This window comes from Pseudogracilibacillus sp. SE30717A (assembly GCF_037071985.1).
Lineage (GTDB): Bacteria > Bacillota > Bacilli > Bacillales > Amphibacillaceae > Pseudogracilibacillus.
The window spans coordinates 61,301-87,479 of record NZ_JAXHDF010000004.1; the positions used below are offsets into that span (position 1 = coordinate 61,301).

Below are 26,179 nucleotides of genomic sequence, written 5' to 3' on the forward strand. Positions count from 1 at the left end.
GAGACCTCCTTTAACACGATTGAATTGGGGGAAAACTGTGATTCATCCTGCAACTCAAATACAAATAAAAAAGTCCTTCCGTAAGAGAACAGAAAGACTTACAAATCTATCTTCACATTCTCTCATCTATCAAAGCATTTGCTTTGCAGGATTTAGCACCTTTCAATTTTGGAATTAAAATTGAAGGTTGCCGCGAGTTCACAGGGCCAGTCCCTCCATCGCTCTTCATAAGAGTTAATAGATATTTTATTATTATCGATAACACTTGCCAATATAACATTAAATCTAATTAGATGTCAAACAATACGTTTATTCTAGTCGAAAAAGATCTGATGCGTAAGTCCATACATAGTGATATATATTTGAAATAGAATAGAAAGTATATACCTTTTCCTTTACTTCATTATCTTTCATAATAAACAAGCAAGGTACACTTTCCACCTTATATTTCTGCATAAACTCAGGATATAATGACGCATTCATCTCATAAAAAATAGTTTGCTGATGATTTGTTTCAATTTTTTCTAAAAAGGTTCGTGCTACATGACATGTTCCACAAAAAGGAGTATGAATAAATAATAAATAATCATCTTTTTCTTCTAATTGTTCTGCAGTTATTGCTTGCAAGAGAATCACCAGTTTCTTTTCACATCAAATAGAATGGATCTATTTGAAAATTATGTTTAACAAGTTCATTTGCAATGATATTTTCAGGAGTTAATTCTACTTGTTGATATTCTTCCGGGATATACATCTGAATAGCATTGGGTAATTCAACTGTTAATTGTCTTCTTAACTTTATTCCCGATTCATCCGCATCAACAAAAATATATACATCACGATAATCTAGATCATATTCATACAACATTTCATCAAACTTTTCCACACCAAATGTTCCATGTGTACAAATGATATCAATTTCTTCTCTAATTATTTTCTGTACATGCAGTTTGTCTGACAAACCTTCAACAATAATAACTTTTTTATCATGTAAATTACCCAATGCTTTTCCCCCAATTTCAAGGTAGACATCGTTAGTCCTTATAAAAAGCTACTGCACCCTGTTTTATTGTGGGTGCGAGTAGCTATTTTATTATTCGGAAATATAGGCATTATATTCTTCAGAGGAAAGTAGTTCATCTAGTTCTTCATCAGCAGACGGTTCAATAACGATCATCCATGCTTGTTCATAAGGCGATTCATTGACATACTCTGGATTATCTTCCAAGTCCGCGTTAACTTCTACGACGGTACCACTGATTGGCGCATACAATTCTGAAACTGTCTTTACAGATTCAACACTTCCAAAAGGCTCATTCACTTCAATCGTATCGCCTACTTCTGGAAGTTCAACAAATACGATATCCCCTAATTCGTCCTGCGCAAAGTCAGTAATTCCAATCCTAACATCGCTTCCTTCTCTTCTTACCCATTCATGCTCTTTCGAATAAAGTAAATCCGTTGGTAAACTCATCCTAATACCTCCTATTTAGTTTCTAACCAATTAGCTTCAAACTCTTCTTCTTTAAAACCAACTGTTACCTTCTCACCTTCTGTTACAATCGGTCGTTTAATCAACATTCCATTCGATGCGAGATAGCCTACCATCTCTTCGATAGTCGCATCTTTTATTTTATCTTTCATATTTTCTTCTCGGTATACTTTTCCACTCGTATTAAAGAACCTCCGTGCAGGGAGTTTACTTTTTTCAATCATATCTAACAACTCTTTTTCACTCGGTGGATTTTCTACAATATGTATTAAATTATATGTAAGATCATGATCGTCTAACCACTTTTTTGCTTTTTTACAAGATCCGCAATTCGGATACCAGTACATCGTAAGAGTCATTGTGCACCTCCATAATTTGAGATTTATGATGATTATAACAAATATATAGCGATTAATCAGTCCTGAGCTCACCGATTATAACTTTTTATGCTAATTGACAGCGCTAATAATTTTTCGGCGAATTGCATTTGGATAACGGCGAAGTAGCTTCTAATATCGGCGGTCGGAGCGATTTTAACGGCGGTGGACTAAATATAACGGCGCTAATAACTTTATCGGCGGGATGCATTTAGATAACGGCGTGGTGACCTCAAATATCGGTGGTCGGAGCGATTTTAACGGCGGAGCAAATGATTTATCAGCGATGGACAAAATATAACGGCGATAATGGTTTTATCGGCGGGTTGTACTTGGATAACGGCGGAGTGACCTCTAATATCAGCGGGTGTTGCCTTGCGATATCAACGAGTTGCTAGACAGCATATCCAAATTATACACTCTCCCTTTTTTTATACCTTCATATTTGAAGCCGGCTTTTAACATTAATCTTTTAATAACATATGGAGAATCAATTAATAAATATTTTCTTATATCTTCGTTTTTCACTTTATTTCCTATAAGCAACCTATAATCATTTAAAGCATCCAAATATACAGTCTAAGATTGAAAGCCGCAGCTATTACATCTCCAGTATTTATGCCTTTTCATCATGGTATTTACCGAACATTGGATACAAATTACGCCTTTTCTTAATTCATTAGCTGTGATTCCATATTTGGATAAAACGTCCTCATCCCTAGGTGTATGTTCTTGAATAATTTTTTTTGATATATCACCAATTGACTTTGGAGTAATAACCTTTTCGGTATAATGATCAAATAGTTGATTAATTTTTACAAGTAACTGTTCAGAGCGGATAATTTCCTTTGGAATGTCGATCGATGGTGTTTCTGTTTTAAGGATAGTACTAGGAAAGCTTATTACTATGAAACCAACAATTGGTAGACTGTTTACCCCCAAATTTGAAAACCATTTTTGAAGTCTAAATCTTTGCAGATACAACTGGGGAATTGGGTTGGGAAATCCTTCTTCAATCTGACTATCTCCAATTCTGATCACTTGTCCCGAACGATCAAAAAGTAAAGTCCCATACCAATTTTTCACTTCTAGAATAAGAGCAAAAAAACGTGTTAACAGAAGTGTATCTAATTGGAAGAATCCATTTTCATCTGGTAGTCTTGTAGAATGTATAATTTTCACCATTTCTTTATTTATAAAACGGAGTAGAAAATGAACAGTCCGTTCTCCTTTTTTCTTTGTCATTTCCTTAATAAGATCGCTATGAACATTCACTTTTTCTTGGTGTTCTGTTGGCGTTCTTCCATCCAAAGCGATTAATTTATTTAACATAATATCGTCCTCTAATTCTATTATATGCATAAAACTAACTCTCCTTTTAAATTAAAAATAAACGAATTGGTCTACATGATCAAATTGGTAAAATTGTATAATTCGTAATTAGCTGGGCATTAAAATATAAATTTGTCTATATAATTATTGCATTTTAGGACTGGATCACACTATAGATAGTAGATTTCATCCATTTTTATGCTTTAGTACGAGATATCGGTAGTTTGGAGGCCAATATCAGCGGTAGTGCAGTTTTAACGGCGAAATAAATGGATTTATCGGCGGTGGATTAAATATAACGGTGCTATCAGTTTTATCGGCGGGTTGTACTTGGATAACGGCGGGGTGGAGGACGATATCGGAGGTAGTGCAATTTTAACGGCGGAGCAAATTGACTTATCGACGATGGACAAATATAACGGCGCTAATATCTTTATCGGCGGGTTGTACCTGGATAACGGCGAGGTGGCCTCTAATATCGGCAGTTGTGCAATTTTAACGGCGGAACAAATGATTTATCGGCGGTAGATTAAATATAACGGCGCTAATATCTTTATCGGCGGGTTGTACCTGGATAACGGCGGGGTAGCCTCTGTTGTCGGCGGTCGGAGCAATTTTATCGGCGGCAGAGGTGACTTTATCAGCGATCAGCAATTCAGCAAACAAGCCTAATCATTCAAACAGAGAAAAACCCCCTTGGTTTGGTGCTGCATCCAAAAGTTAACGTTAAAAATTAACTTTTGGGGTGCAGCACCGTTTCGGGGGGGCGCTCACTATTTACAGTACATATTTTTCCGCTTCAATAATCTGTGCGGCAATCTCGCGTTTTTTCGCAATGACATTGATTGGCGTGTGTCGTGTTAATTTACGTAAAGATGATAACATCATACGGAGATTGTCACCCTCTTCTACAGCAATAAGAATTTCTTTCGCATCAGCTTCTATACGGTTGAATGCTTCTTGGACATAAACTTCCGTATAAAGCAATTTTTGTTTGTTCTTATCTAAGCCTGTTTTGTTAATAGCTTTTTCAGTACGTAAAATTGCAGATTCCATATTATAAACTTCTGCAGTCATATCAGCTAAATTCGCTAATATTTCTTGCTCGCTCTCGATTGCTTGCATGAATTTTTGTGCAGCAAGCCCCGCGCCTAATAATACGATTTTCTTCGCATTTTTCACTAAATACTTTTCTTGCTCCAATGGTTCAGTCCCAATTTCTTCAGGCATCATCATTAGCAGCTCTTCTTGTAATCCTTGAGCTTTTTCTAGTAAAGGTAGTTCACCCTTTAGTGCTTTTTTCAATAAAGTTCCTGGTACAAGTAGGCGGTTGATTTCATTGGTTCCTTCGAAAATTCGGTTAATACGTGAATCACGGTACATTCTTTCCACTTCATATTCCTGCATAAATCCGTATCCACCGTGCATTTGTACCGCTTCATCTGCTACATAATCAAGTAGTTCTGTACACATATATTTATTCATGGAACATTCAATTTGATATTCTGCAATTGCTTTGGCAATCTCACGTCCATCTTTTAATTGCTCTTCCGTTAAGGAGCTCATTCGTTGTTCGAAAAGACCGACCGTACGGTATACTGCGCTTTCATTTGCGTATAAATGGGCACCCATTGTACCAAGTTTCTCTTGTGTTAAACTAAAACTTGAAATCGAACGACCGAATTGCTTACGCTCATTCACATATTCTGTAGCTAACTCGATACCACGTTTAGCTCCGCCAACTCCACCAATAGCCAGTTTATATCGACCGACGTTTAAAATATTAAACGCAATTATATGACCACGGCCCTGTTCTCCAAGTAAATTTTCTACCGGAACTTCTGCATCTTCTAAAACTAGCGTACGAGTTGAGGAGCTCTTAATCCCCATTTTCTTCTCTTCCGGCCCAACAGATACACCCGGATAATCTCTTTCCACAATAAACGCAGTAAAATCTTCCCCATTAACTTTTGCATAGACGACAAAAACGTCTGCGAAATCCGAGTTAGTTATCCACTGTTTTTCTCCATTTAACACATAATGAGTTCCCGCTTCATTTAATTTAGCTGTTGTTTTAGCACCTAATGCGTCAGATCCTGAACCAGGTTCCGTTAACGCATACGCAGCAATTAATTCACCTGTAGCAAGTTTTGGTAAATACTTTTCTTTTTGTTCATGGTTACCAAAAAACACAATTGGTAATGTTCCGATCCCAACGTGTGCTCCGTGAGTTACGGAAAATCCACCTGCACGGGAAAACTTTTCTGTAATGAGTGAAGAACTAATTCGATCCAAATTTAATCCGCCATATTCTTCTGGAATATCTGCGCTTAACAGACCGAGTTCTCCGGCTTTTTCTAAAAGCTTTACCGAATGTTCGAATTCGTGATTTTCTAAATTATCTACTAATGGTAAAACCTCTTTTTCAACAAAATCTTCCGTTGTTTGCGCGATCATTTTATGCTCATCTGTAAAGTCTTCTGGTGTAATAACATCTGTTCCTTCTAAATCTTCTATTAAAAAAGCTCCACCTTTAAATAATTTTTCTTCTGTCATTGGAATACATCCTTTCTATTTTAAATATGAAGGGGAAAAATTACTTTTCCCCTTTTTATAACAGTTCAAATACTCCAGCTGCACCCATTCCTCCACCAATACACATTGTCACAACGCCAAACTGTTCGTTTCTTCGTTTCATCTCGTGCATGATAGATAATGTTAATTTGGTCCCTGTCATACCAAGTGGGTGACCAAGCGCAATGGCTCCGCCGTTTACGTTCACCTTTTCCAGATCAAGTCCTAGCGTATTAATAACTTGAACAGATTGTGACGCAAATGCCTCATTCAACTCAAATATACCAATATCAGATAGTTCGAGTCCCGCAAGTTTTAGCGCTTTAGGCACTGCCTCTACCGGTCCAATTCCCATTACTTCCGGTTCCACTCCTGCGACTGCAAAAGCACGGAATTTTAAGAGCGGCGTTAAACCTTCTGCAATTGCTTTTTCACGATCCATCAATAATACCGAAGCCGCTCCATCACTCATTTGGGATGAATTTCCTGCTGTCACAGATCCTGTTACGGAAAATGCTGGTCGTAATTTAGCCAGTACCTCCATTGTCGTGCCAGGGCGTACTCCTTCATCCGTATCAAATGTAATCGAACGTTCTTCGATTTTATTATTTTTACCAACAAAATGTTCAATCACTTCCACAGGTACAATTTCATCTTTAAACTTTCCCTCTTTAATGGCTTTCTCTGCACGTTTGTGACTTTCTACAGCGAAAGCATCCTGTTCTTCACGGGAAATTCCATATCGATTCGCTACTTCTTCCGCTGTGTGCCCCATTGACATATAATATTCTGGTGCTTGTTCCACTAATCTAGAATTTGGTTTGACAACATGTCCCGGCATTGGAACTAGACTCATTGACTCAGCCCCACCTGCTAGAATCGTATCACTGTGTCCCAACATAATTCGTTCAGCACCGTAGGCAATAGTTTGTAATCCCGATGAACAATAGCGATTCACTGTAATGGCCGGTGTTTCTTTTTTTAGACCAGCAAGTCCTGCAATATTGTTCGCTAAGTTCATTCCTTGTTCCGCTTCAGGCATTGCTGTTCCAAAAATAATATCGTCAATATTTCCATCGTAATTATCTGCACGTTTTAATGTTTCTTTTACCGTTAGTGCAGCCAAATCGTCTGGCCGTGTATTTGCAAGCGTTCCTCTTTTTGCTCTTCCGACAGGAGTTCTTGCTCCTGCAACAATGACTGCTTCCCTCACTACTATTCCTCCCTCTATTTCTTAGTTACGTAATGGTTTTCCTTTTAATAACATATGTTGCATTCGCATCTGGGTTTTTGGTTCCCCGATGAGACTTAAAAATGCTTCTCTTTCAAGATCAAGCATTACTTGTTCATCGATCAATGTGCCTTCTTTAATTCTGCCCCCTGATAAGACGTAAGCTAATTTTTCGGCTATTTTCATATCATGTTCAGATGCATAACCACTCAATTGTAACTGCTTTGCTCCTAATAACATTGCAGCATAACCAGCGTCTCCTACGACAGGAATTTTCTCACGTTTCGGTGCTTGATATCCTAACTGAGATAATGCTAAAACACGTTGTTTTGCGTCATGAAGTAGATGGTCTGGATTTACACTGATTCCGTCGAAATTATTTAAGTAGCCAAGTTCCCTTGCCTCAACTGCGGAAGTAGATACCTTTGCTGTAGCAACTCGTTCAAATACTGTATTTGCCACTTGCGCTAAATCAAACTTCACTCCTTCTGGCATTCCGCGAAGCATTTTTAAGTAAAGTTCCTTCGTACCCCCTCCACCTGGGATTAATCCGACACCTACTTCAACTAATCCTATATACGCTTCTTGGGATGCTTGCACAGATGCAGCAGGTAGCGTAACTTCTGCTCCTCCACCTAATGTCATATTAAATGGTGCAGATACGACAGGTTTATCCGCATATTTAATTCTCAAAGTCATATTCTGAAACTGTCGAACGACCATATCTAATTCAAAGAAGTTATCATCTTGAGCTTCCATTAGCATTAAAGCTAAGTTTGCTCCGACACAGAAATTCGTTCCTTGATTTCCGATGACTAACCCTTCATAATTTTTTTCCACTTCATCGATAGACTCATTTACCATTTGCATAACATCTAAACCAATAGAATTGTTGGGAGATGTAAATTCGAGTAAAGCTACCCCATCTCCTAAATCTATTAAACTAGCACCGGTATTCTTTTTGATAACGCCTTTCGTATCTTTTAGTCGTTTAATATTAAATTCTTTCTTATTAAACTCAATTTGTTCATAGGCACCCTCATCATAGTAATAGACGTTGCCATTCTCTTTTTTGTAAAATGTTTCATTTCCATCTTCAAGGAATTGTTCGATCCATGCCGGGATTGCTTCTCCTTCTGATTTCATACGTTCTACGGATTTGGTAACACCAATTGCATCCCATGTTTCAAACGGTCCCATTTTCCAGCCGAATCCCCATTTCATCGCATTGTCAATTTGGGTAATATCGTCTGCTATTTCACCAAGTAATTCCGCCGAATAAAGCAATGTTCGCTTGAACACATTCCAAGAAAAATCACTTGCCTTATCACCAGCTTGAGAAATCAATACTTTCATTTTATTTTTAGTGCCTTTTTGCTGTTTAGCCATTTCAACTGTAGGGGACTTTAATTTTTTCCTATCTTCATATTCCATTGTCTCAGGATTAAGTTCTAAGATTACGCTTCCATCTTTTCCTTTTTGTTTCAAATAAAAGCCCTGTTTTGCTTTCTGACCGATCCACCCTTTTTCATTCATTTGTTTCATAAAATTCGGGATCTCAAATACTGTTTTTTCTTCTCCGTCCACTTGATCATAGACTGTTTTGGCTACTTGGATAAAAGTATCCAGTCCAACAACATCTAATGTGCGGAATGTTGCACTTTTCGGTCTCCCGATTAGTGGGCCCGTTATCGAATCAACTTCTCCGATCGAAAGCCCTGCCTTTAACATCTCATGCACGGTAATTTGCAAACCGTATGTACCAATTCGATTTGCAATAAAGTTTGGTGTATCTTTCGCTTCTACAACACCTTTTCCGAGTGTATTTTCACTAAACTGCTTCATAAATGAAACTATTTCTGAATCCGTGTGCTTTGTCGGTATGATTTCCAACAGTTTTAAATATCTTGGTGGATTAAAGAAGTGAGTCCCCAGAAAGTGTTTCTTCATATCTTCTGAGCAATCTTCAATCATTTTTTCGACTGATATCCCAGATGTGTTGGAAGTGATGATTGTACCTTCTTTTCTATACTGATCCACTCTTGAAAAGACCTGTTTTTTAATTTCCAAATTCTCAACGACTACCTCAACAATCCAGTCCACATCTGCCAGTTTCTCCATATCATCTTCCATATTTCCGACTTCTATTAAATCGAGACTTTTTTTGGATGTTATTGGAGAAGGCTTTTGTTTTAATAAGGCTTGTTTATTTGTATGAGCAATTCGATTACGTACAGCTTTATCATTTAAAGTTAAGCCTTGCTTACTCTCATTCTCAGTTACCTCTTTAGGAACAACATCTAGCATTAAAGTAGGAATTCCAACATTCGCTAAATGAGCAGCAATCCCCGAACCCATCACTCCTGATCCTAGAACTGCAGCACGTTTAATAACACGACTCATTACATAATCCTCCTAACATCATTGTTTGAATGAATCCTCATTCACTATTGAGTAAATAAAAAAAGTGTTTCTGTATCTATCATAGACCAAACTTTTCATTTTGGCAACGTTATCATAACTATTTTTTCAAAAAATTGGCTTTTCTGTAACTGGGGCTTATTTATAAAACTGTTTTAGAATCATCATTTATAAAATAAGAATCGAGTCGTTCTGCTAATTGATCATTGACTCGATTCTTATTCAGTCATTTAGCGCTTTTATTCTTTTAAAAAAGAATTCAGTTTTTCTCGTTGGTTATCATCTTTAAACATATTTAGTAAATCACCAATTGTTATTGCTAATTCAGCACAAGCCGTTGCTTTAGCTGTAATAATAGAATCGTCTACTTGTACATTCGTTCCTGTATACGTTGCATGTTCAAATAGAGAACGATGATGTTCATATGTTTTCATTGCACATGTGAATTTTTTCTTCTTTAATATCCCAGCTTTTGCAACTAATACAGTTGCTCCACAGCTAGCAGCAATTGGTATATTGGAATCAAACGCTTTTACAAGTATCTCACTCATTTTCTTCTCGTTTATAACTTCTTGTATTCCATCTCCACCTGGTATAAGGAATAAACTTGCTTGGTCGATCTTTAATTGCTCTAAAGAAACATCCGCATGAACGTTTAACCCACCAATGCTCTCAACAGGATTTCCGTCTATCGTCGCTGTAATTATGTTAGCATTTCCTACTTTTTTCAGTAAAAATAATGTATGTCCTATTTGAAATTCGGCAAATTTTGGGTGAAGAACTACTATTACATTTTTAATCTTACTCATCTCCCAATTAAAAATTTTGCACCTACATTATCTTTTCTATGTTTTATTAACTATTATTATTCTGACGAAACAACTTATCTACCGCGGATGTGATGGTCAGCTCCCCATTCATGATACTTTTCTCCAATTCAGCCACTTCTGCTTTTTTTCCTTTCTGACTGAAGAAATGCTCCACTAATTGATTGTGTATCATATCATGAAACCAGCTTTTCGATTGTTCCTGTCTTCTTTTTTCCCAGTAATTACTTTTTTGCATGGTCTCTTTAAACTCCGTAATTAATTCCCATACACTATCATGACCAGTTTTCTTTATCGAAGAAACTGGAACAGCTGTTGAGTGCCAGCCAGGTGTTGATGGTTGTAAATAATGCAGTATTTGTTTATATTCCCGTACCGTTCGTTTCGCCAACCGAAGATTATCCCCGTCTGCCTTATGTACGATAATTAAGTCTGTAATTTCCATGATTCCTTTTTTCATTCCTTGCAGATCATCCCCTGCACCTGTTAAAGCTAACAGCATGAAAAAATCAACCATATTTCTTACAGCTGTCTCACTTTGACCTACACCTACTGTTTCAACTAATATAATGTCATATCCTGCCGCTTCGCATAGTAGCATTGTTTCACGTGTTTTTCGATGAACGCCCCCTAACGTACCCGATGTTGGGGAGGGCCTGATGTATGCATTTGGATGACCAGAGAGGTTTTGCATTCTCGTTTTGTCTCCCAATATACTTCCTCCCGTAACAGTAGAACTGGGGTCGATGGCCAAAACAGCAACTTTATAACCAAGTTCACACAACATCAATCCAAACGTCTCAATGAACGTACTCTTACCCGCTCCAGGCACACCACTTATCCCAATTCGGATACTTTTTCCAGTATGAGGGAGAGTTTTTTGCAATAAATCCTGCGCATATTGCTGATCTTGGGAACGGATCGATTCTATCAACGTAATTGCTTGAGCTAATTCCAGTCGGGAACCTTCCAACACTTTTTTAGACAATAAATCAATGTTGATCGTATTCTTTTTCTTTACAAACTTACGTCTCTTTGTTTTTTTGGTACCATCATGTGAACTATTAATCCCTCCCATTACATGGAGAGCAGAATCTTTTTGTTCTTTATTGCCTGAGGTCATTCTTTCACTTCCTCATATCCGAGGCTCTTATAAATTTCTTCAATAATTTTTTGAGCAGCAACCGGAATGACTGTACCTGGTCCAAAAATACCGACTGCACCACTTTTTCGTAAATGTTCATAATCTTGTGCCGGGATTACCCCTCCAACAATAATTAAAATATCGTCACGACCTAATTTACGTAATTCTTCTTTTAATTGCGGGACCAGTGTTTTATGACCCGCTGCTAAAGAACTAACTCCAATCACATGCACATCATTTTCTACTGCTTGTGCTGCTGACTCTGCAGGAGTTTGGAATAAAGGTCCAATATCTACATCAAACCCTAAATCTGCATAAGAAGATGCAACTACCTTCGCCCCTCTGTCATGTCCATCCTGACCCATTTTAGCAATTAAAATCCGCGGTCGTCGTCCTTCATTTTCCAAAAATTCTTCCGTCATCCGTTTAACTTCTTCAATTTCTTCCTGATCTGAAAAATTCGAACTATAAACACCACTCACAGATTGAATCACCGCCTTATGCCTTCCAGACACTTTTTCAATTGCATCAGAAATTTCTCCAATTGTCGCTCTAGCTCGCGCTGCATCAACTGTACAAGCGAGCAAGTTTTCATTTCCTGTTTCAGCAGCTTTTGTTAACCGAGCTAACTGTCTTTTCACTTCTGCTTCATCTCTTACGGCTTTTACTTTTTCAATCCGTTCAATTTGCTTTTCACGTACAACAGTATTATCTATATCTAAAATATCAATTGGTTCTTCTTTATCTAATTGATACTTATTCATTCCAATAATGATTTCTGTTTTTGAATCGATCTGTGCTTGCCTTTTTGCAGCGGCTTCTTCAATTTTTAATTTCGGAAGCCCTGTTTCAATTGCTTTAGCCATGCCACCAAGCTCTTCAATTTCTTCAATGAGATCCCAAGCCTTTTTCATTAAGTCATCCGTAAGTTTTTCAACATAATACGAACCACCCCAAGGATCTGCCACGTTTGTCATAAGTGTTTCTTCTTGAAGAAATAACTGCGTATTACGAGCAATTCGAGCTGAGAAATCAGTCGGTAAAGCAATTGCCTCATCTAATGCATTCGTGTGTAGGCTTTGTGTATGTCCCATTGCAGCCGCGTTAGCTTCAATTAACGTTCTCGTTACATTATTAAATGGATCTTGTTCTGTTAAGCTCCAGCCTGAAGTTTGGGAATGTGTTCGAAGCGCGAGTGATTTTGAGTTTTTTGGTTCAAATGTTTTCATCATCTGAGCCCATATTCTACGAGCCGCTCTCATTTTCGCTACTTCCATAAAATAATTTTTCCCAATTGCCCAGAAAAAAGATAATCTAGGGGCAAATGAATCAATATCAATTCCAGCTTTTAAACCTGTTCGGACATACTCCAATCCATCTGCTAACGTATATGCTAGTTCTAAATCAGCTGTAGCGCCTGCCTCCTGCATATGATAACCTGATATCGAAATCGAGTTAAATTTCGGCATATATTTTGATGTATATTCAAAAATATCTGCAATAATTTTCATGGACATTTCCGGTGGAAAAATATATGTATTACGAACCATGTATTCTTTTAATATGTCGTTTTGAATTGTCCCTGCAAGTTGCTCCGGAAATATACCCTGTTCTTCAGCAGCGATAATATAAAAAGCCATTACAGGAAGTACTGCTCCATTCATTGTCATAGAGACAGACATCTCATCGAGCGGAATTCCCTCAAATAATATTTTCATGTCTTCCACAGAATCTATTGCAACTCCTGCTTTCCCTACGTCTCCATGAACTCTTTCATGATCTGAGTCGTACCCTCTATGGGTAGCAAGGTCAAATGCTACAGATAACCCTTTTTGTCCCATCGCTAAATTTCGGCGATAAAAAGCATTACTTTCTTCTGCCGTTGAAAATCCAGCGTATTGTCTAACTGTCCATGGGCGAGTAACATACATTGTCGGATATGGTCCTCTTGTATTAGGTGCAACCCCAGGGTAGTCATTTAGATGATTTACATCCTCAATATCCTCTTTTTGATATACATATTGTATATGAATACCTTCATTTGTTTCCACTGAGTCTGTGGATGACAAGTCTTTATTATCGTCTAGCCTTTTTGGCTCTATTTGAGAAAAGTCTGGTTTCTTCATTATTTCTTCACCTCTTCCCAATGTGTTTGCAGTTTAGTTAATTTTTCAAGCTGGTTTTGTCCTTGATAAATGAAACCAGATACTCCCGCCTTCTTCCATTCCGCTTCTTGTTTCGCATCAAATTTTCCAGCTATATCTATCCATTTTTCATTCGGAAAATCTTGAATGAACTCATCCATAATGACTTTCGTCTCTTTAGGCGGTGTACAAATAACAGCATAATCGAAATTATGTTGTTTCATCCAATCTCTCGCTTCCTCGACAGTTGAAAACGGTGGGCTTTGTTCTGTTTTAATACCAGCAGTTGCTAAATAACCTAAAACAAAATCTGCACGTGCTTTAAAATCTTTTAACTTTCCAAATGTCAATAATACTGTTTTTGGTTGACTATGCTCAAAGAATTCACGTAACTTTTCATATGGTTCTGCTAACCTGCGTTCGACATGAACTATTTTTTCCTCTTTCTCGAAAGAGGTAGTTAGATCTGCATATATATTTGTTCCGATCAACGACTTTTCTCGTCGGCTTATTTGGTCCATTCTCTGTTTGTATAACTGATCTAGCTTTTTATTTAATTCGCCATTTGCAACATATGCGGAATATCCACCCTGTTCCTCAATCGTTTTAAAAAGTTCCCATGCTTTATCAATCATTTGATTTGTTAATGTATCAATGTAATAAGAGCCTCCAGAAGGGTCTAGAACATATTGAACAAATGTCTCTTCTTTAATTACGAGTTGAATATTGCGTGCATAGCGGACAGATGCAGGAGTTGGATTCGTTAAAATATTGTGAGGGTGAACAGTCAATACGTCTGTACCACCAAGAACTGCTGAAAAAGCTTCATTTCCTGCACGAAGTAAATTAACATATGGATCTAATTTAGAATATGTACGTAAAGAAGTCTCCGACAAAATCGGTATTTTACTAAATTTCGTATAACCGTATGCTTCTGCGAACGTTTGCCATAAGACACGAAATGCTCTCAATTTTGCAATCTCCAAAAAGAATTGTGTGTCAATTGCAAACCGAACAAAAAACTGATTGGAAAACGAAACGAAAGAATTATATTGTTCAGCTTTTTCGGCTGCAATAGACAATGTGACAGCTAATTCTGTAATAATATCGGCACCTTGTTGATGCAGTGGTATCATATTTGCATAAGAAGTTCGAAGTAAATGAAATCCTTCTGGAAGGATTGCCTTTCCGGTAAAAACTCCTTTGACATTTTTTCTATCAGCTTCATTAATCTGATCGAACAATTTCATAAAGGAATCTTCTTCCGATACATTAAACGCATAGAGAGGATAAAGTTGAATAAGATTGGCTAACTCTTGTAACTCGGCTTCTTTAAATGTTAATTTCCGGGAGCCATCATAAACAATCGCTTCATTGCCTCTTTCTATCGATTCTTTTAGTTCCGATACATATGTCTTTCCATCAACAACATAAGAACATTGAGCAATTGTCCAATCTGGCGATTCAATACCTTTTCTTACGGAATGGAGCATTTGGTCATTCGTACGAAAATCTTTTTCGAATTGCTCTTTTGTATAAAGAGGCTTCAAATCTATTTCTTCTATTGTTTTAGTAATGAGTTTTTCAAACGGTAGTCCTCGCAAAGATTTTTCGGCCACTTCTTTCCATTTTTCATCATTAAATGTTTCAAAAGAAGTTGCTGTCATTTTAGTAACCATTTCATCTTCACTCCTATCTTCTTAATTTAGTATATCATTCCCTTAATTGTCATTCCATTCTAGCTTTCCTTTTTTAAACACACTTAACAGGCCCGTTTATTTCATTCATCCGATTAAACGAGCCTTCTAGATTATATTTCCAACATTTTGAATTTTTTCATCTGGCAACTTCATATCCTTGTTCTTCAATTTTCTTACAAATTGTATCTAAGTCAATAACTGTCTGGTCATATTTCACTTCTACTTTTCCGCTGGGTAAATGAACATTAACGTGTTGCACTCCATTAATATTGTCTAGTGTGTCCTTTACTGTTTTTTCACAATGATTACAGCTCATCCCTTTGACCTCTACTATTACGTCCATGATGCTCTCTCCTTTTCAATCATTATCTAATAGTATTATTCATCAGACACTCCTTATCCATTGATATTTTTTCACAAAAAAAATTTATATTATTATATTAAAAATACCACAAACTGAATTTATAAAACTATATTACTGAATATAAACATGTCAATAAAGATAAACTTATTTCCTATATTAAAATCACTGTAATTTTTCAACCAGTTTATCATACACATTCATATCTGTGAAGGTACGTAATGGATAATATCTTTTATTAGGTAACATATTTTTGATATCCGGTAGAAGTCGTTCATGGCAAATAATTAAGTCTGCGGATTCAGGCACTTCATTCATCGAAGAGTTTTCAACAGAAATATGCAAATTAGCTTGTTGTAACTTCTTCCTAAGCATTGCTGCACCCATAGCACTTGATCCAATACCTGCTTCACAAACAAAATAAATTTCCTTTACATTCGTAACTGGTTCAACGAGCTCCCTTTCTTTAGTTCGTTTCTCCGTCAATTTAGTTTGAACAATTTTGGTCTTTTTTCTTTTCGGTAATTGCTCATTTTTAGCCAATTGATAAAATTCAGCAATTGTTTCTTGTGTATCTTCTACTGTTGGGGTTTCGGAGACAGTCCTTAATAATAAAATACTGATTATAAATGACGTAAATGCTGAAAAAAACACACCTAAAAAGACAAAAATCATATCTTCCTTTGGAGCTAATCCAATTAGAAGAAAAATACTGCCTGGAGATGAAATAGAAACAAGTCCAACATCAAACCATTGGAATGTAATTATACCAACCATTCCACCTAAAATAAGTGCGATAACTAATCTAGGCTTCATTAAAACATAGGGAAAATATACCTCATGTATTCCACCTAAAAAATGAATGGATGTGGCAATTTTTGCACCTTTTCGCTGCTCTGCTTTCGTTCGTATCCAGTAAGCAAGTAAAATTCCTAAACCTGGTCCAGGATTTGATTCTAATAAGAAAAAAATAGATTTACCAATCTCATTTGCTTGCTGGATACCAAGAGGGGCTAACATACCGAAATTTATAATATTATTAAAAAAGAGTACTTTTGCAGGTTCAATAATTAATGCTGCCAGGGGAAGCGAACTAGAATAAATAATATATTCTAGTAAATCTGTTCCAATATCAATTACAATTGAAAACATATTACCAATATAAACAAAGCTTATAATTGTTAAAATAACCGCGACTATAGCAGCTAGTAAATTGCCAATTAATAGTTCATAGCCTACACCAGGTAGTTTTTTAATTATTATTTCATCGATCTTCTTAATAATCCAACCTGCAAATGGTCCAACAATCATTGCACCAAGTATTACTGGTAAAGAGCTAGAAAGCGTTAATCCGAAAACTGCAATAGCGGCAACGGCAGCTCCTCGTTGACCCCCAATGATTTTCCCTCCAGTATATCCAATTAAGACTGGCAATAATGTATGATAAACTGGATCAACAATTTCAATAACCGTCTCGTTAAACCACCAGCCATAGTCACCAAAAACAGCTCGGATAATACCTATCGCTACTATGATGACAATATTTTGGTACACCATCGCACTCAATAATTGAGTAAACTTTCTCATTTGCTATGTAACCCCTTTACAGAGCGAGTTATTTTTAATTCGAAAGCTTTCGCTAAAACTTCTTCCAATACAGCTCTCACCCTATCTTCATTACCTGTCGTGATTTCTTTTATAAAAGAGTCGTCGATAAAGGCTGCAGGTATTTCGCTAATCAGTTCCATATGTTCGACTGGTGAATCAACTGGAACAACCAATAATAAAATCGTCTGAATATCTTGCATTTTTCCATCGTCACTTTTCCAAGAAACAGGATATTTAGTACGAAAAACTGCGACAATTGGACAGACGACTCCTGCCGTTTTTGTATGAATCATTGCTAAACCATTTAAAGCAAAACCTCCTAACTCCTCGCGCTGCTTTAAATCTTCTGTCAACATACTTTGATCTGTAATTTCTTTCACTTTACCCAGTAAGGAAACAACACTCTTAATACTATCAGAACTTAACTCCACCTTTGTAAATAATTTAAAATTTTCCACTATTTGAATTAAACCTTCTCCATATTTTGCAAGAGAAAGTAATGATGAGGTCTCTATTATATTATCTTTCTCTTGAATAATAGGTGGCTTTTCTATCTTTATATGTGTTTGGTTTATCACCGTATTTCTTATTTTAGCAATATCTTCTTTCTTCAAGAAAGGACTTACTACTACCATTTTTTCTTCATTAACATAGGGCAAATTAACCGTCGAAATAATAATTTCTATTTCATTTTCATCTTTTAACCAATCGGAAAGTTCATTTACTGAAACTACTGCTTCAACTTCAATGTTTGGGATCTCTGAACGAATTTTTGTCGCTAAATACATGGAAGTGCCAAGACCACTTGCACATACAACGATAGCTTTATATTTTTGCTTAACCCCTTCTTCAATTCGGAGTAAAGAAGCACCAATATGCATAGCCAAATAACCAACTTCATCTTCTGGAATTGGATATCCTGTTTTTTCCGTTAAAAGTTCACATGCTTTTAAACAGGCTAAAAAAACTTCTGGATATTTTTCTTTTATTTTTTCTAACATTGGATTATGAATTTGCAATCCATATTTTAATCGATTAAAAACTGGAACGAAATGTGATACTAGTCCGTCAAACAAAAGTTGATCTCCTTCAAAAGATTCGTCTAAATAAAACTCGACAGACCTTATAAAGCTTTGTGTAAGTTCTATCCAAATAAACTCTTCATTTTCCTCATTTCGATTATCTTGTTTTTTAGTAGCTTTTGCACCAGCTAAATGTAGTGAAATATATTTCACTTCAATTTCCGGGAATTTTAAGGATGACACTTGTTCCAAGCGATTTACTACTTTCTTTGCCAGAGAAAGGGTTTCCATATCAAATGGTTCCCATTTACCTAAATTCGTATTTTCAATTACTTTTCCACTTTGGATTCGTTCCATCGCAAGCATAATATGAATCATTAAGTTTACATAATTTCTATCCGTTAAAATAAATTCCGATTGTTCATGCAACACTTCACTTAAAACACGATCAACATCTAATATTTTATCTGTTTGGACAAATTTTAGTAATCTATTTCTAATTACTGATCCTAATTTTCCATATAATGATTCAACAGATTTTTTTTCATGAAACAGTTCAAGCCAATCTTCAAAAGTAATATCCTTATGAAGTAAGCGAGATAATAATGTTCTCCGTTGCTGTTCTGTTCCTTTGATATATACGCCAATACCTGGTGCACGGTGAATTGTAACTCCGCCCGCTTCTAACCATATACAAATTTTATCTAAGTCATACGCTATGGTCGCTATAGACACCCCATATTTTTTACTAAAAAACTCTTGTTTAAGCGGTGTGTTTGCAAGTAACAGCTCATAGGTAATCCCTTCTTGTCGTTCTTCGGGAGTATAGGCAGACATTATTTTGGCCTGTTTAATTTGAGCTTTTAATTTTTTTATATTTTCTTCAGAACCTTGCAAAATAAGTCCAGAACCAATTTTTCTCGTAATCTTAATGTTAAGTTGATCTAGAGTTAATGTAAGGGATTTAATTTCTCGTTGAATCGTTCTTGTACTTAATTTAAAGTTTTCGGCTAGATACTTATAGGTAACTGGCATATTGCTATTTAATAATGTTCGTAATAATTCTTTTTGACGTGAACTTAAAATAATTGATTCTTCCAACCCTTCTCCCCCCTCGTATAGTTTTTCCACCTATCTATATGGTTGATATTTGAAATATACAAACTGTTATTCTACGTTGCCTTTCACTACAGGCGAACGCTTTCCATTGGACATGTCTCGAGGCCCCTTGACCCGACAAATGGTATGCCGACGTTGTCAACAAAGGAAGCTTTTAGTAGACCGTTATTAAATTACCGCTTAAGGTCTCAAGACTCCTGCTTATCCCACGGGAGTCGCCGCCTTTCATTTTGACAACTCAACTTAACACTTAACTAGTTGATTTTATAAAAGTATCTTTTAACTTTGTATAAAGCTCCTTATAAATTTGATAACCCTCTGTATAAAGCTTTACATTATTTATATTTTCTTTTGTCTCTTCCCCTTTGTCAAAAAAGTTCGGAAAATCTTCTGGACTATCCCATATACCTACACCTAATCCTGCTAATAATGCTGCTCCGAAAGCAGGTCCTTCTCTTTCTTTAAAAGCATGAACCTTTTGACCTAATATATCTGCTAGAATTTGTCTCCAATTTAGATTTTTACTCGCTCCACCAGTAACATATAATGTGTCTATTGTAACATTACATTGTTTTATTAATTCATAACAATCTTTTAAACTATAAGACACACCTTCAATCACAGCTCTAGTGAAATGATCACGAGTATGGTTATAGTTCATTCCAAAGAAAACTCCTCTTGCATGTGGATCATTATGTGGTGTACGTTCCCCGTTTAGGTATGGTAGAAATATGAGCCCTTCAGAGCCTGCTTCGATTTTATGAATATCTTCAAGTAATTCATCATACGTATCTTCTGAAAACGTACTCTTAAACCAATTTAATGACATGCCTGCTGACAATGTGACCCCCATTGCATGCCAAGTATTAGGAAGACAATGACAAAATAAATGTAATGTATGTAACGCTTGATCCTCTTTAAGTGGAGGCAATTTTTTCAGTGGAGCAAAAACAGTGCCAGATGTCCCTACACTTATTACACCGGAGCCCTCTTCATAAATACCGTTTCCAAGTGCTGCTGCTGCATTATCACCAGCTCCTGCGGTTACTGGAGTTCCCTCTATTAATCCAGTAATATTTGCTGCTTGCTTAACTACTCCACCAACGACCGTATTACTTTCGTGCACTTCTGGTAACCATTCAATAGGAATATCCAGTGCTTCTATTATTTCTTTTGACCACTTCCGCTTTTCTACATCAAAAAGAGATGTACCACTAGCATCTGATACATCAGTTGAAAAGATTCCACTAAGTTTATAAACGATATAATCCTTAGGTAACATGACATGACAAATTTTATTATATCGTTTTGGCTCGTTTTTCTTAATCCACTGTATCTTAGGTGCGGTAAATCCAGGTAAAATAGCATTCCGTGTAATAGATTTTGATTTTTCTTTACCTATTATTTGCTCGATTTCTATACATTCTTCTTGAGTTCGCACATCATTCCATAATATTGAATTCCCTAACTCCTGTTTGTCTTCATCTAATAGGACTAGACTATGCATTTGACCAGATACACCAATTCCTTTAATTTGCTCTGGATTTATACCTTGGTTCCAGATTTGTTTTAGTGAGTTTATAACAGCATTCCACCACTGCTCCGGGTCTTGTTCAGCCCATCCAACTTGTGGAACAAAAAAATCATAACTACAATGCCCTGCTGCAACAGCATTACCATGTTCATCTATTACGAGTGCTTTTGTTCCTTGTGTTCCAATATCTATTCCCACCAACAATCTATTTGCCATTATTTTTCCTCCCAATAAATAATTATAAAAGAAAAAGCCACACAGTATTGTGACTTTCAACATTTACGTATTTGAATCAATTTCATAAATCAATATAGCGCTTCAAAAACCGAACTATATTGCTTGAGCAAAAGGCTTTCACTCCAGGTGGTCGCTTTCACCCTGAGGGCACAAGTGCGACTGATAAGCCTCCTCGGGTTTTTAAGGAAGGCAGACTAAAATCGCCCTTTGCGGGCAACGTCTGCATACCCCTTGCCGGGGCAGGGTCTTATCTAGGCCTCTTCTCCCGCAGGAGTCGACCACCTGCCGTTCCAGCCAAAATTTTATAGGATGTAAAAACGAACGATAACAATATACTTTTGCTTGTTGTTCGGTTTTATTCTAGAAGTAATCTATTATGAAATTGACTCATTTTATAATTTAATTTGAACTTTAAAATCATTAGGGTCTCTCGGCCCTTTTAAAAAGTCAACTGCTTCCTCAAGTGTGATTTCTTTTGAGATTAAATGCTCTACATCAATTCGACCTTCTTTCACCCAATGAAAGGCGGGTAAAAAGGTATAGTTAATTGCCATTGATCCGATAATTGTCCAATCTTTATTGTAAATTTTAAATGGTTCAATGGCTACCTTTGCATCTGGTGCTGTCACACCGAATTGTAAATACTTCCCGGTTGCACCAATATAATTGAATGCTTGTTCAATTACTTTTGGAATGCCGGTAGCATCTATAACAACATCGAAACCATCTGGATACTTTTCCGAGCTTATTTCAGTTTCAATATGTTCGCTTAATACGCCTTTTGTCGCACCCCACTCAAGAGCCTTATTTAACTTTTCTTGAGAAACATCAACAACGACAAGTTCTGAAGCTCCAGCCATTTTCACCGCTTGAACGAGCTGTTGCCCCATTGCGCCGGCCCCGAAAATAATTACTCGATCTCCTACAGAAAGATCTAAACGATTCATTCCATGAACAACACATGCCATCGGCTCAATAAAAGCTGCTTCTTTAAATGACATGGAGTCTGGAATTTTTACAACATTTCTACTTGGAACTTTCACGTATTCTGCCATGCTACCATCAGTTGTATTTCCTAATGCGCCCCAATCTTCACATTGGTTACCTCGATTCGTCAGGCAATATTTACATTGACCACAGAATAAGGAAGGATCTGCTGTCACTCGTTCACCCTTCTTAAAATCCTTTACGTTTTCCCCAACTTCGTGAATTATGCCTGAAAATTCATGACCAGGTATGATCGGATATGGAGAAAGAAACTCTCCTTGGTATATATGAATATCGGTTCCGCAAATACCAATATTTTTAACTTTTATCGTAACCTCATCTGGTCCTGGATTTGGATACGGTACTTCTTTAACTACTGCTGTATACGGTTTTTCTATAACTAAAGCTTTCATTTAATCTACACCCCATTTTATTATTTTTAACTTTTGTGCTTATTTTCTAAGCATTTACCCTTTTACTGCTCCCATTGTTAGTCCTCTAACTAATTGTTTTTGTGTAAACCATCCCAAGATGATTACTGGTAAGATGGAAATTGATGCAGCTGCACACATTTTTGCCCAGAATAATCCTTCTTGTGTCATATACGACGACATATATACGGGTAAGGTTGCTGCATTTGTATAACTTAAACTAACTGCAAAGAAAAATTCATTCCAAGCAAATACCATCGATAAAAGTGCAGTTGAAATAAGTCCTGGTCTAACAAGAGGTAATACTACCTTAAAGAATGACTGAATACCGGTCGCTCCATCAATTTGTGTAGCTTCAATAATTTCATAAGATACATCATTAAAGAAAGAACGCATCATCCAAATAATTAGTGGGACATTCATACCAGCATAAAGTAAGATTAGAGCTACTAACGAATCTAGCAAATTAACACTTTTAAACACTAAATAAAGCGGAATAATTATTCCTGCGATAGGCAAAAAGCGTGTTGAAATCACCCAAAATAAAATATCTTCTTTTCTTTTTACTCGATACATAGCAAGTGCAAATGCTGCGGGAACCCCTAATAAAAGTGCAATTAAAGTAGATAATAGAGTTATAATTGCCGAATTAATAAAGAAATCTCCTACTCCCATATTCCATACCATCTGAAAGTTTTCCAGTGTCGGCTTAAAGAATAAGCTAGGTGGTATATTGATTGCTTCACTTTCAGTCTTAAAGCCTGTTATAAAAATCCACAACACTGGGAAAAAATAAATGATTGCCGCTATATAGGTAATAAATGTAAGTCCAATTGATACAATTTTTTTCATTATTATTGTTCCTCCCTAAACATGCGACGTAATACTTTTATCATGAACATCATCATAATAATAGTTAAAATTACTGTAATCACACCAACCGCTGATGCTTTACCAATATCCCAGTTTTGAAACCCGGTTCGATAAACGAAGAATGATAAATTAGTAGAAGCAAAACCTGGCCCTCCAGAAGTCGTTACATAAATCTCCCCAAACACTTGTAAAATAAACATTAACCCTAAAAGAACGACAACTTCTATATATCTAACTAAATGTGGGATAGTCACGTTAATAAATTGTTGAATTTTATTGGCCCCATCAAGTTGTGCTGCTTCAATTAATTCACTAGGAAGAGATTGTAATCCAGCAAGTAAAATAAGCATAAAAAATGGGGTCCACATCCATGAAACAATTAAAATAATTGATAAAAGAGGATGTTGGGATAACCAATCTATTGGTGCTTTACCAAATACTTCGGCGAAATAAGATGAAAATCCAAAGTTAGGATTATAAACTAGTGTCTTCCAAATAATCGCCGATACAGTTGGCATGACAAAAAAAGGTGTAATGAACATCGTTCTAACTAGACCTTTTCCTAAGAAATGTCGATTCATTAATAAGGCCAAAGCAAATCCTAATATGAAACAAATAATAAGAACTGCTAATGTTAATACAGCTGTATTTTTTAATACTTGGTAGAATCCGGGATCGGTTAATACTTTTTTAAAATTTGATAGCCCCGTAAATTGTATCCCTTTATCAGGTCGCATTATATTCCAATCTTGAAAACTATAATATATTGTGATCAGAAACGGAATCTGTGTCATTATAATAAGAAATATAGCGCTTGGTAAGATCAACCTTTTGATAGGAGGCTGATTCAAGTTTTTTCTCTGTTGTGTGGCTGCTTTCACACTCATCCCTCCTTTAAGTTCTTAAAATATAAAAACCGTTGAAAGGCTCGCTTTCCTTTAGGCTCCTAGCCAACATTAGGGCTCACCTTATCAACGATTTTTTAAATTAACAATAATTTATCGTGTTAATAAACGATTCTATTGAATAATCAAATTAGCTTTTGTTGCTACCGGATTATAAGTTAAATAATATTACTTATATCCACCTTCTACTGCCGCATCTTCAGCTAATTTTTGTGCTTCTTTCATTGCGTCTTCTACAGATTTATCTCCTGCAATCGCCGCAGCAATTTGTTGACTTACTTCTGTTCCGAGTGATTGGAATTCAGGAATAGCTACATATTGTGCACCAACATATGGTACAGGATCAACTGCTGGATTATCATAATCAACACTTTGAATACTTTCTAATACCATTTCTGCGAAAGGAGCTGCCTCTTGATAGTTTGGATTTTCATAAGTTGAAATACGTGTACCAGAAGGGGCAACTACCCAGCCTTTTTCTTCTCCTACTAACTCGATATACTCTTTACTTGTTGACCATTTAATGAATTCGAATGCTGCTTCTTTATTTTTACTTGCGGATTCTATAGCTAAGGTCCAAGCGTAAAGTCCACCAGTGTTTTCTTCTTTCACTTGAGTAGGAGCAAACGCATAACCAATTTTTCCAACTACATCGGAATCATCAGGATTGTTTAAAAATCCTGCTGCAACTGTCGCGTCATACCACATGGCTGCTTTACCAGTAGACATAACAGTTAATGCTTCTGTAAATCCTGTACTTGTGGCACCTGGTTGTCCTGCATCATTTAACAGATCAACATAGAAATTAATCGCATTTACTGTATTTTGACTATCAAGTTGTGCATTCCACTCTTCATCATAGTAAGAACCCCCAAATGCATTAATTACTGTAGTTAAAGGTGCCATCATTTCACCCCAACCTGGAAGTCCTCGCAAAACAATACCAGGTGTACCTGTTTCTTCTTTAATCGTTCTTGCGATCTCACCAACTTCTTCCCAAGTTGGATGGAGAGGCATTTCCACTCCTGCTTCTTCAAATATTTCTGTATTATAATAAAGCATCGTGCTTTCACCGTAGAAAGGTAATGCATATAAATTTTCTTCAAACGTTAACGCGTCCCTCATCGTTGGAAAAATATCTTCTAGATCATAAGCTTCTTTTTCTTCATCACTAAGTGCATTCATTTGTGGACTTAGTGGCTCAATCCATCCATTTTGAGCCCAAATTGGTGTATCATACGTACTAATAGTTACAATATCAAACGCTCCAGCTCCAAGTGCAACATCTTCTGTTACTTTTTTACGCAGGTCATTTTCCGGTAGGACAACAAATTCAACTTTATATCCTGTATCTTTTTCAAAATATTCCTTCGTTAATTCTTGCATGATTTTCATGTCTGGGTTGTTTACCGTTGCTACAGTTAAAACAGTTCCATCACTAGACGTATTTGCTGCTTCATCAACTTTTTCTTCGTTCTTATTCGTATCATTAGAAGAACCACATCCCATTAAGGCTAGTATAAAAATGATTAGGATCGATACCAAAAAACCTATTCTTTTATTCATTCTTTTTCCCCCTACTGTAGTTTGTTTGCGCTTTCTTGAATCATTATAACAAAGAAAAACATTATGAAATCACTTAGATGACATAACTTTGTCACATATAAAACATGACAAACTTAATCATTTTTACTTTTTCAAATGTTTTTTACTTACGTTTACTTATTAGGTTAATAAAGTGAATGCGTGCAATATAGGACTCTTTTTCTATCTTGTATTGTTTTAAATATATGAAACTTTTCGTATAGATCTTTCATATACTTTTACAAATCGTAATCATTACGATATACTTAAAAACAG

The 26,179-nt window shown here is 36.3% G+C and carries 22 protein-coding genes and 1 riboswitch; of the genes, 2 read left to right on the forward strand and 20 right to left on the reverse strand.

Features of this window, described 5'->3' with window-relative positions:
* Positions 1–119 precede the first annotated feature (119 nt).
* Positions 120–234, reverse strand: a riboswitch (SAM riboswitch).
* A 75-nt stretch (positions 235–309) separates the two neighbouring features.
* The 5 genes from SPD48_RS07340 to SPD48_RS07360 all read right to left on the reverse strand — a co-directional run bounded on the left by SPD48_RS07340 (position 310) and on the right by SPD48_RS07360 (position 3,231).
* Positions 310–627, reverse strand: coding sequence for a thioredoxin family protein (locus tag SPD48_RS07340; protein ID WP_336257439.1), 318 nt, complete (start codon positions 625–627; stop codon positions 310–312).
* Positions 628–646: 19 nt separating this feature from the next.
* The gene (locus SPD48_RS07345) at positions 647–1,003 is read right to left on the reverse strand and encodes a topoisomerase (RefSeq protein WP_336257440.1); all 357 of its coding nucleotides are present in this window, start codon (positions 1,001–1,003) and stop codon (positions 647–649) included.
* A gap of 90 nt (positions 1,004–1,093) precedes the next feature.
* Positions 1,094–1,474 carry a glycine cleavage system protein GcvH gene (gene gcvH / locus SPD48_RS07350; RefSeq protein ID WP_336257441.1) on the reverse strand — a complete coding sequence of 127 codons (381 nt, stop codon included), beginning with the start codon at positions 1,472–1,474 and terminating at the stop codon, positions 1,094–1,096.
* A gap of 11 nt (positions 1,475–1,485) precedes the next feature.
* Positions 1,486–1,851: an arsenate reductase family protein gene (locus tag SPD48_RS07355; protein WP_336257442.1), complete on the reverse strand. Its 366-nt coding sequence runs from the start codon at positions 1,849–1,851 to the stop codon at positions 1,486–1,488.
* Positions 1,852–2,448: 597 nt separating this feature from the next.
* The gene (locus tag SPD48_RS07360) at positions 2,449–3,231 is read right to left on the reverse strand and encodes a nuclease-related domain-containing protein (protein WP_336257443.1); all 783 of its coding nucleotides are present in this window, start codon (positions 3,229–3,231) and stop codon (positions 2,449–2,451) included.
* A 300-nt stretch (positions 3,232–3,531) separates the two neighbouring features.
* On the opposite strand from SPD48_RS07360, the gene SPD48_RS07365 reads away from it, so the two are divergent.
* Positions 3,532–3,729, forward strand: coding sequence for a hypothetical protein (locus tag SPD48_RS07365; protein WP_336257444.1), 198 nt, complete (start codon positions 3,532–3,534; stop codon positions 3,727–3,729).
* Positions 3,730–3,796: 67 nt separating this feature from the next.
* On the forward strand, positions 3,797–3,925 hold the full coding sequence (locus SPD48_RS07370; protein WP_336257445.1) for a hypothetical protein: 129 nt from the start codon (positions 3,797–3,799) through the stop codon (positions 3,923–3,925).
* A gap of 53 nt (positions 3,926–3,978) precedes the next feature.
* Here the strand turns inward: SPD48_RS07370 and SPD48_RS07375 are convergent, their stop codons facing one another.
* The 15 genes from SPD48_RS07375 to SPD48_RS07445 form a co-directional block, all read right to left on the reverse strand.
* Positions 3,979–5,757, reverse strand: coding sequence for an acyl-CoA dehydrogenase family protein (locus SPD48_RS07375; RefSeq protein WP_336257446.1), 1,779 nt, complete (start codon positions 5,755–5,757; stop codon positions 3,979–3,981).
* Positions 5,758–5,812: 55 nt separating this feature from the next.
* Positions 5,813–6,988, reverse strand: a complete 1,176-nt coding sequence (locus tag SPD48_RS07380) for an acetyl-CoA C-acetyltransferase (RefSeq protein ID WP_336257447.1) — start codon at positions 6,986–6,988, stop codon at positions 5,813–5,815.
* A 21-nt stretch (positions 6,989–7,009) separates the two neighbouring features.
* On the reverse strand, positions 7,010–9,409 hold the full coding sequence (locus SPD48_RS07385; protein ID WP_336257448.1) for a 3-hydroxyacyl-CoA dehydrogenase/enoyl-CoA hydratase family protein: 2,400 nt from the start codon (positions 9,407–9,409) through the stop codon (positions 7,010–7,012).
* Positions 9,410–9,666: 257 nt separating this feature from the next.
* A complete protein-coding gene (locus SPD48_RS07390) occupies positions 9,667–10,236 on the reverse strand; it encodes a DJ-1/PfpI family protein (RefSeq protein ID WP_336257449.1) in 570 nt (189 codons plus the stop codon).
* Positions 10,237–10,282: 46 nt separating this feature from the next.
* Positions 10,283–11,377, reverse strand: coding sequence for a methylmalonyl Co-A mutase-associated GTPase MeaB (gene meaB, locus SPD48_RS07395; protein WP_336257450.1), 1,095 nt, complete (start codon positions 11,375–11,377; stop codon positions 10,283–10,285).
* Positions 11,374–13,524, reverse strand: coding sequence for a methylmalonyl-CoA mutase (scpA, locus tag SPD48_RS07400; RefSeq protein ID WP_336257451.1), 2,151 nt, complete (start codon positions 13,522–13,524; stop codon positions 11,374–11,376). Before scpA ends, meaB begins: the two co-directional genes overlap by 4 nt.
* A complete protein-coding gene (locus tag SPD48_RS07405; RefSeq protein ID WP_336257452.1) occupies positions 13,524–15,221 on the reverse strand; it encodes a methylmalonyl-CoA mutase family protein in 1,698 nt (565 codons plus the stop codon). The genes scpA and SPD48_RS07405 overlap by 1 nt, the downstream gene beginning before the upstream one ends.
* A 157-nt stretch (positions 15,222–15,378) precedes the next feature.
* Complete coding sequence (locus tag SPD48_RS07410; protein ID WP_336257453.1) at positions 15,379–15,585, reverse strand: cation transporter; 207 nt, start codon at positions 15,583–15,585, stop codon at positions 15,379–15,381.
* Between the two features lie 183 nt (positions 15,586–15,768).
* Positions 15,769–17,190: a PTS transporter subunit EIIC gene (locus tag SPD48_RS07415; protein WP_336257454.1), complete on the reverse strand. Its 1,422-nt coding sequence runs from the start codon at positions 17,188–17,190 to the stop codon at positions 15,769–15,771.
* A complete protein-coding gene (locus tag SPD48_RS07420; protein ID WP_336257455.1) occupies positions 17,187–19,334 on the reverse strand; it encodes a BglG family transcription antiterminator in 2,148 nt (715 codons plus the stop codon). The genes SPD48_RS07415 and SPD48_RS07420 overlap by 4 nt, the downstream gene beginning before the upstream one ends.
* Positions 19,335–19,602: 268 nt before the next feature.
* Positions 19,603–21,102 (reverse strand): xylulokinase, encoded by a 1,500-nt coding sequence (gene xylB / locus SPD48_RS07425; RefSeq protein ID WP_336257456.1) that lies wholly within the window; start codon positions 21,100–21,102, stop codon positions 19,603–19,605.
* A gap of 413 nt (positions 21,103–21,515) precedes the next feature.
* Positions 21,516–22,523 carry a zinc-dependent alcohol dehydrogenase family protein gene (locus SPD48_RS07430; RefSeq protein WP_336257457.1) on the reverse strand — a complete coding sequence of 336 codons (1,008 nt, stop codon included), beginning with the start codon at positions 22,521–22,523 and terminating at the stop codon, positions 21,516–21,518.
* Positions 22,524–22,577: 54 nt separating this feature from the next.
* Positions 22,578–23,393: a carbohydrate ABC transporter permease gene (locus SPD48_RS07435; RefSeq protein ID WP_336257458.1), complete on the reverse strand. Its 816-nt coding sequence runs from the start codon at positions 23,391–23,393 to the stop codon at positions 22,578–22,580.
* A 2-nt stretch (positions 23,394–23,395) separates the two neighbouring features.
* Positions 23,396–24,295: a carbohydrate ABC transporter permease gene (locus SPD48_RS07440; RefSeq protein WP_336257459.1), complete on the reverse strand. Its 900-nt coding sequence runs from the start codon at positions 24,293–24,295 to the stop codon at positions 23,396–23,398.
* A 192-nt stretch (positions 24,296–24,487) separates the two neighbouring features.
* Positions 24,488–25,885 (reverse strand): ABC transporter substrate-binding protein, encoded by a 1,398-nt coding sequence (locus SPD48_RS07445; protein ID WP_336257460.1) that lies wholly within the window; start codon positions 25,883–25,885, stop codon positions 24,488–24,490.
* Between the last annotated feature and the right edge of the window lie 294 nt (positions 25,886–26,179).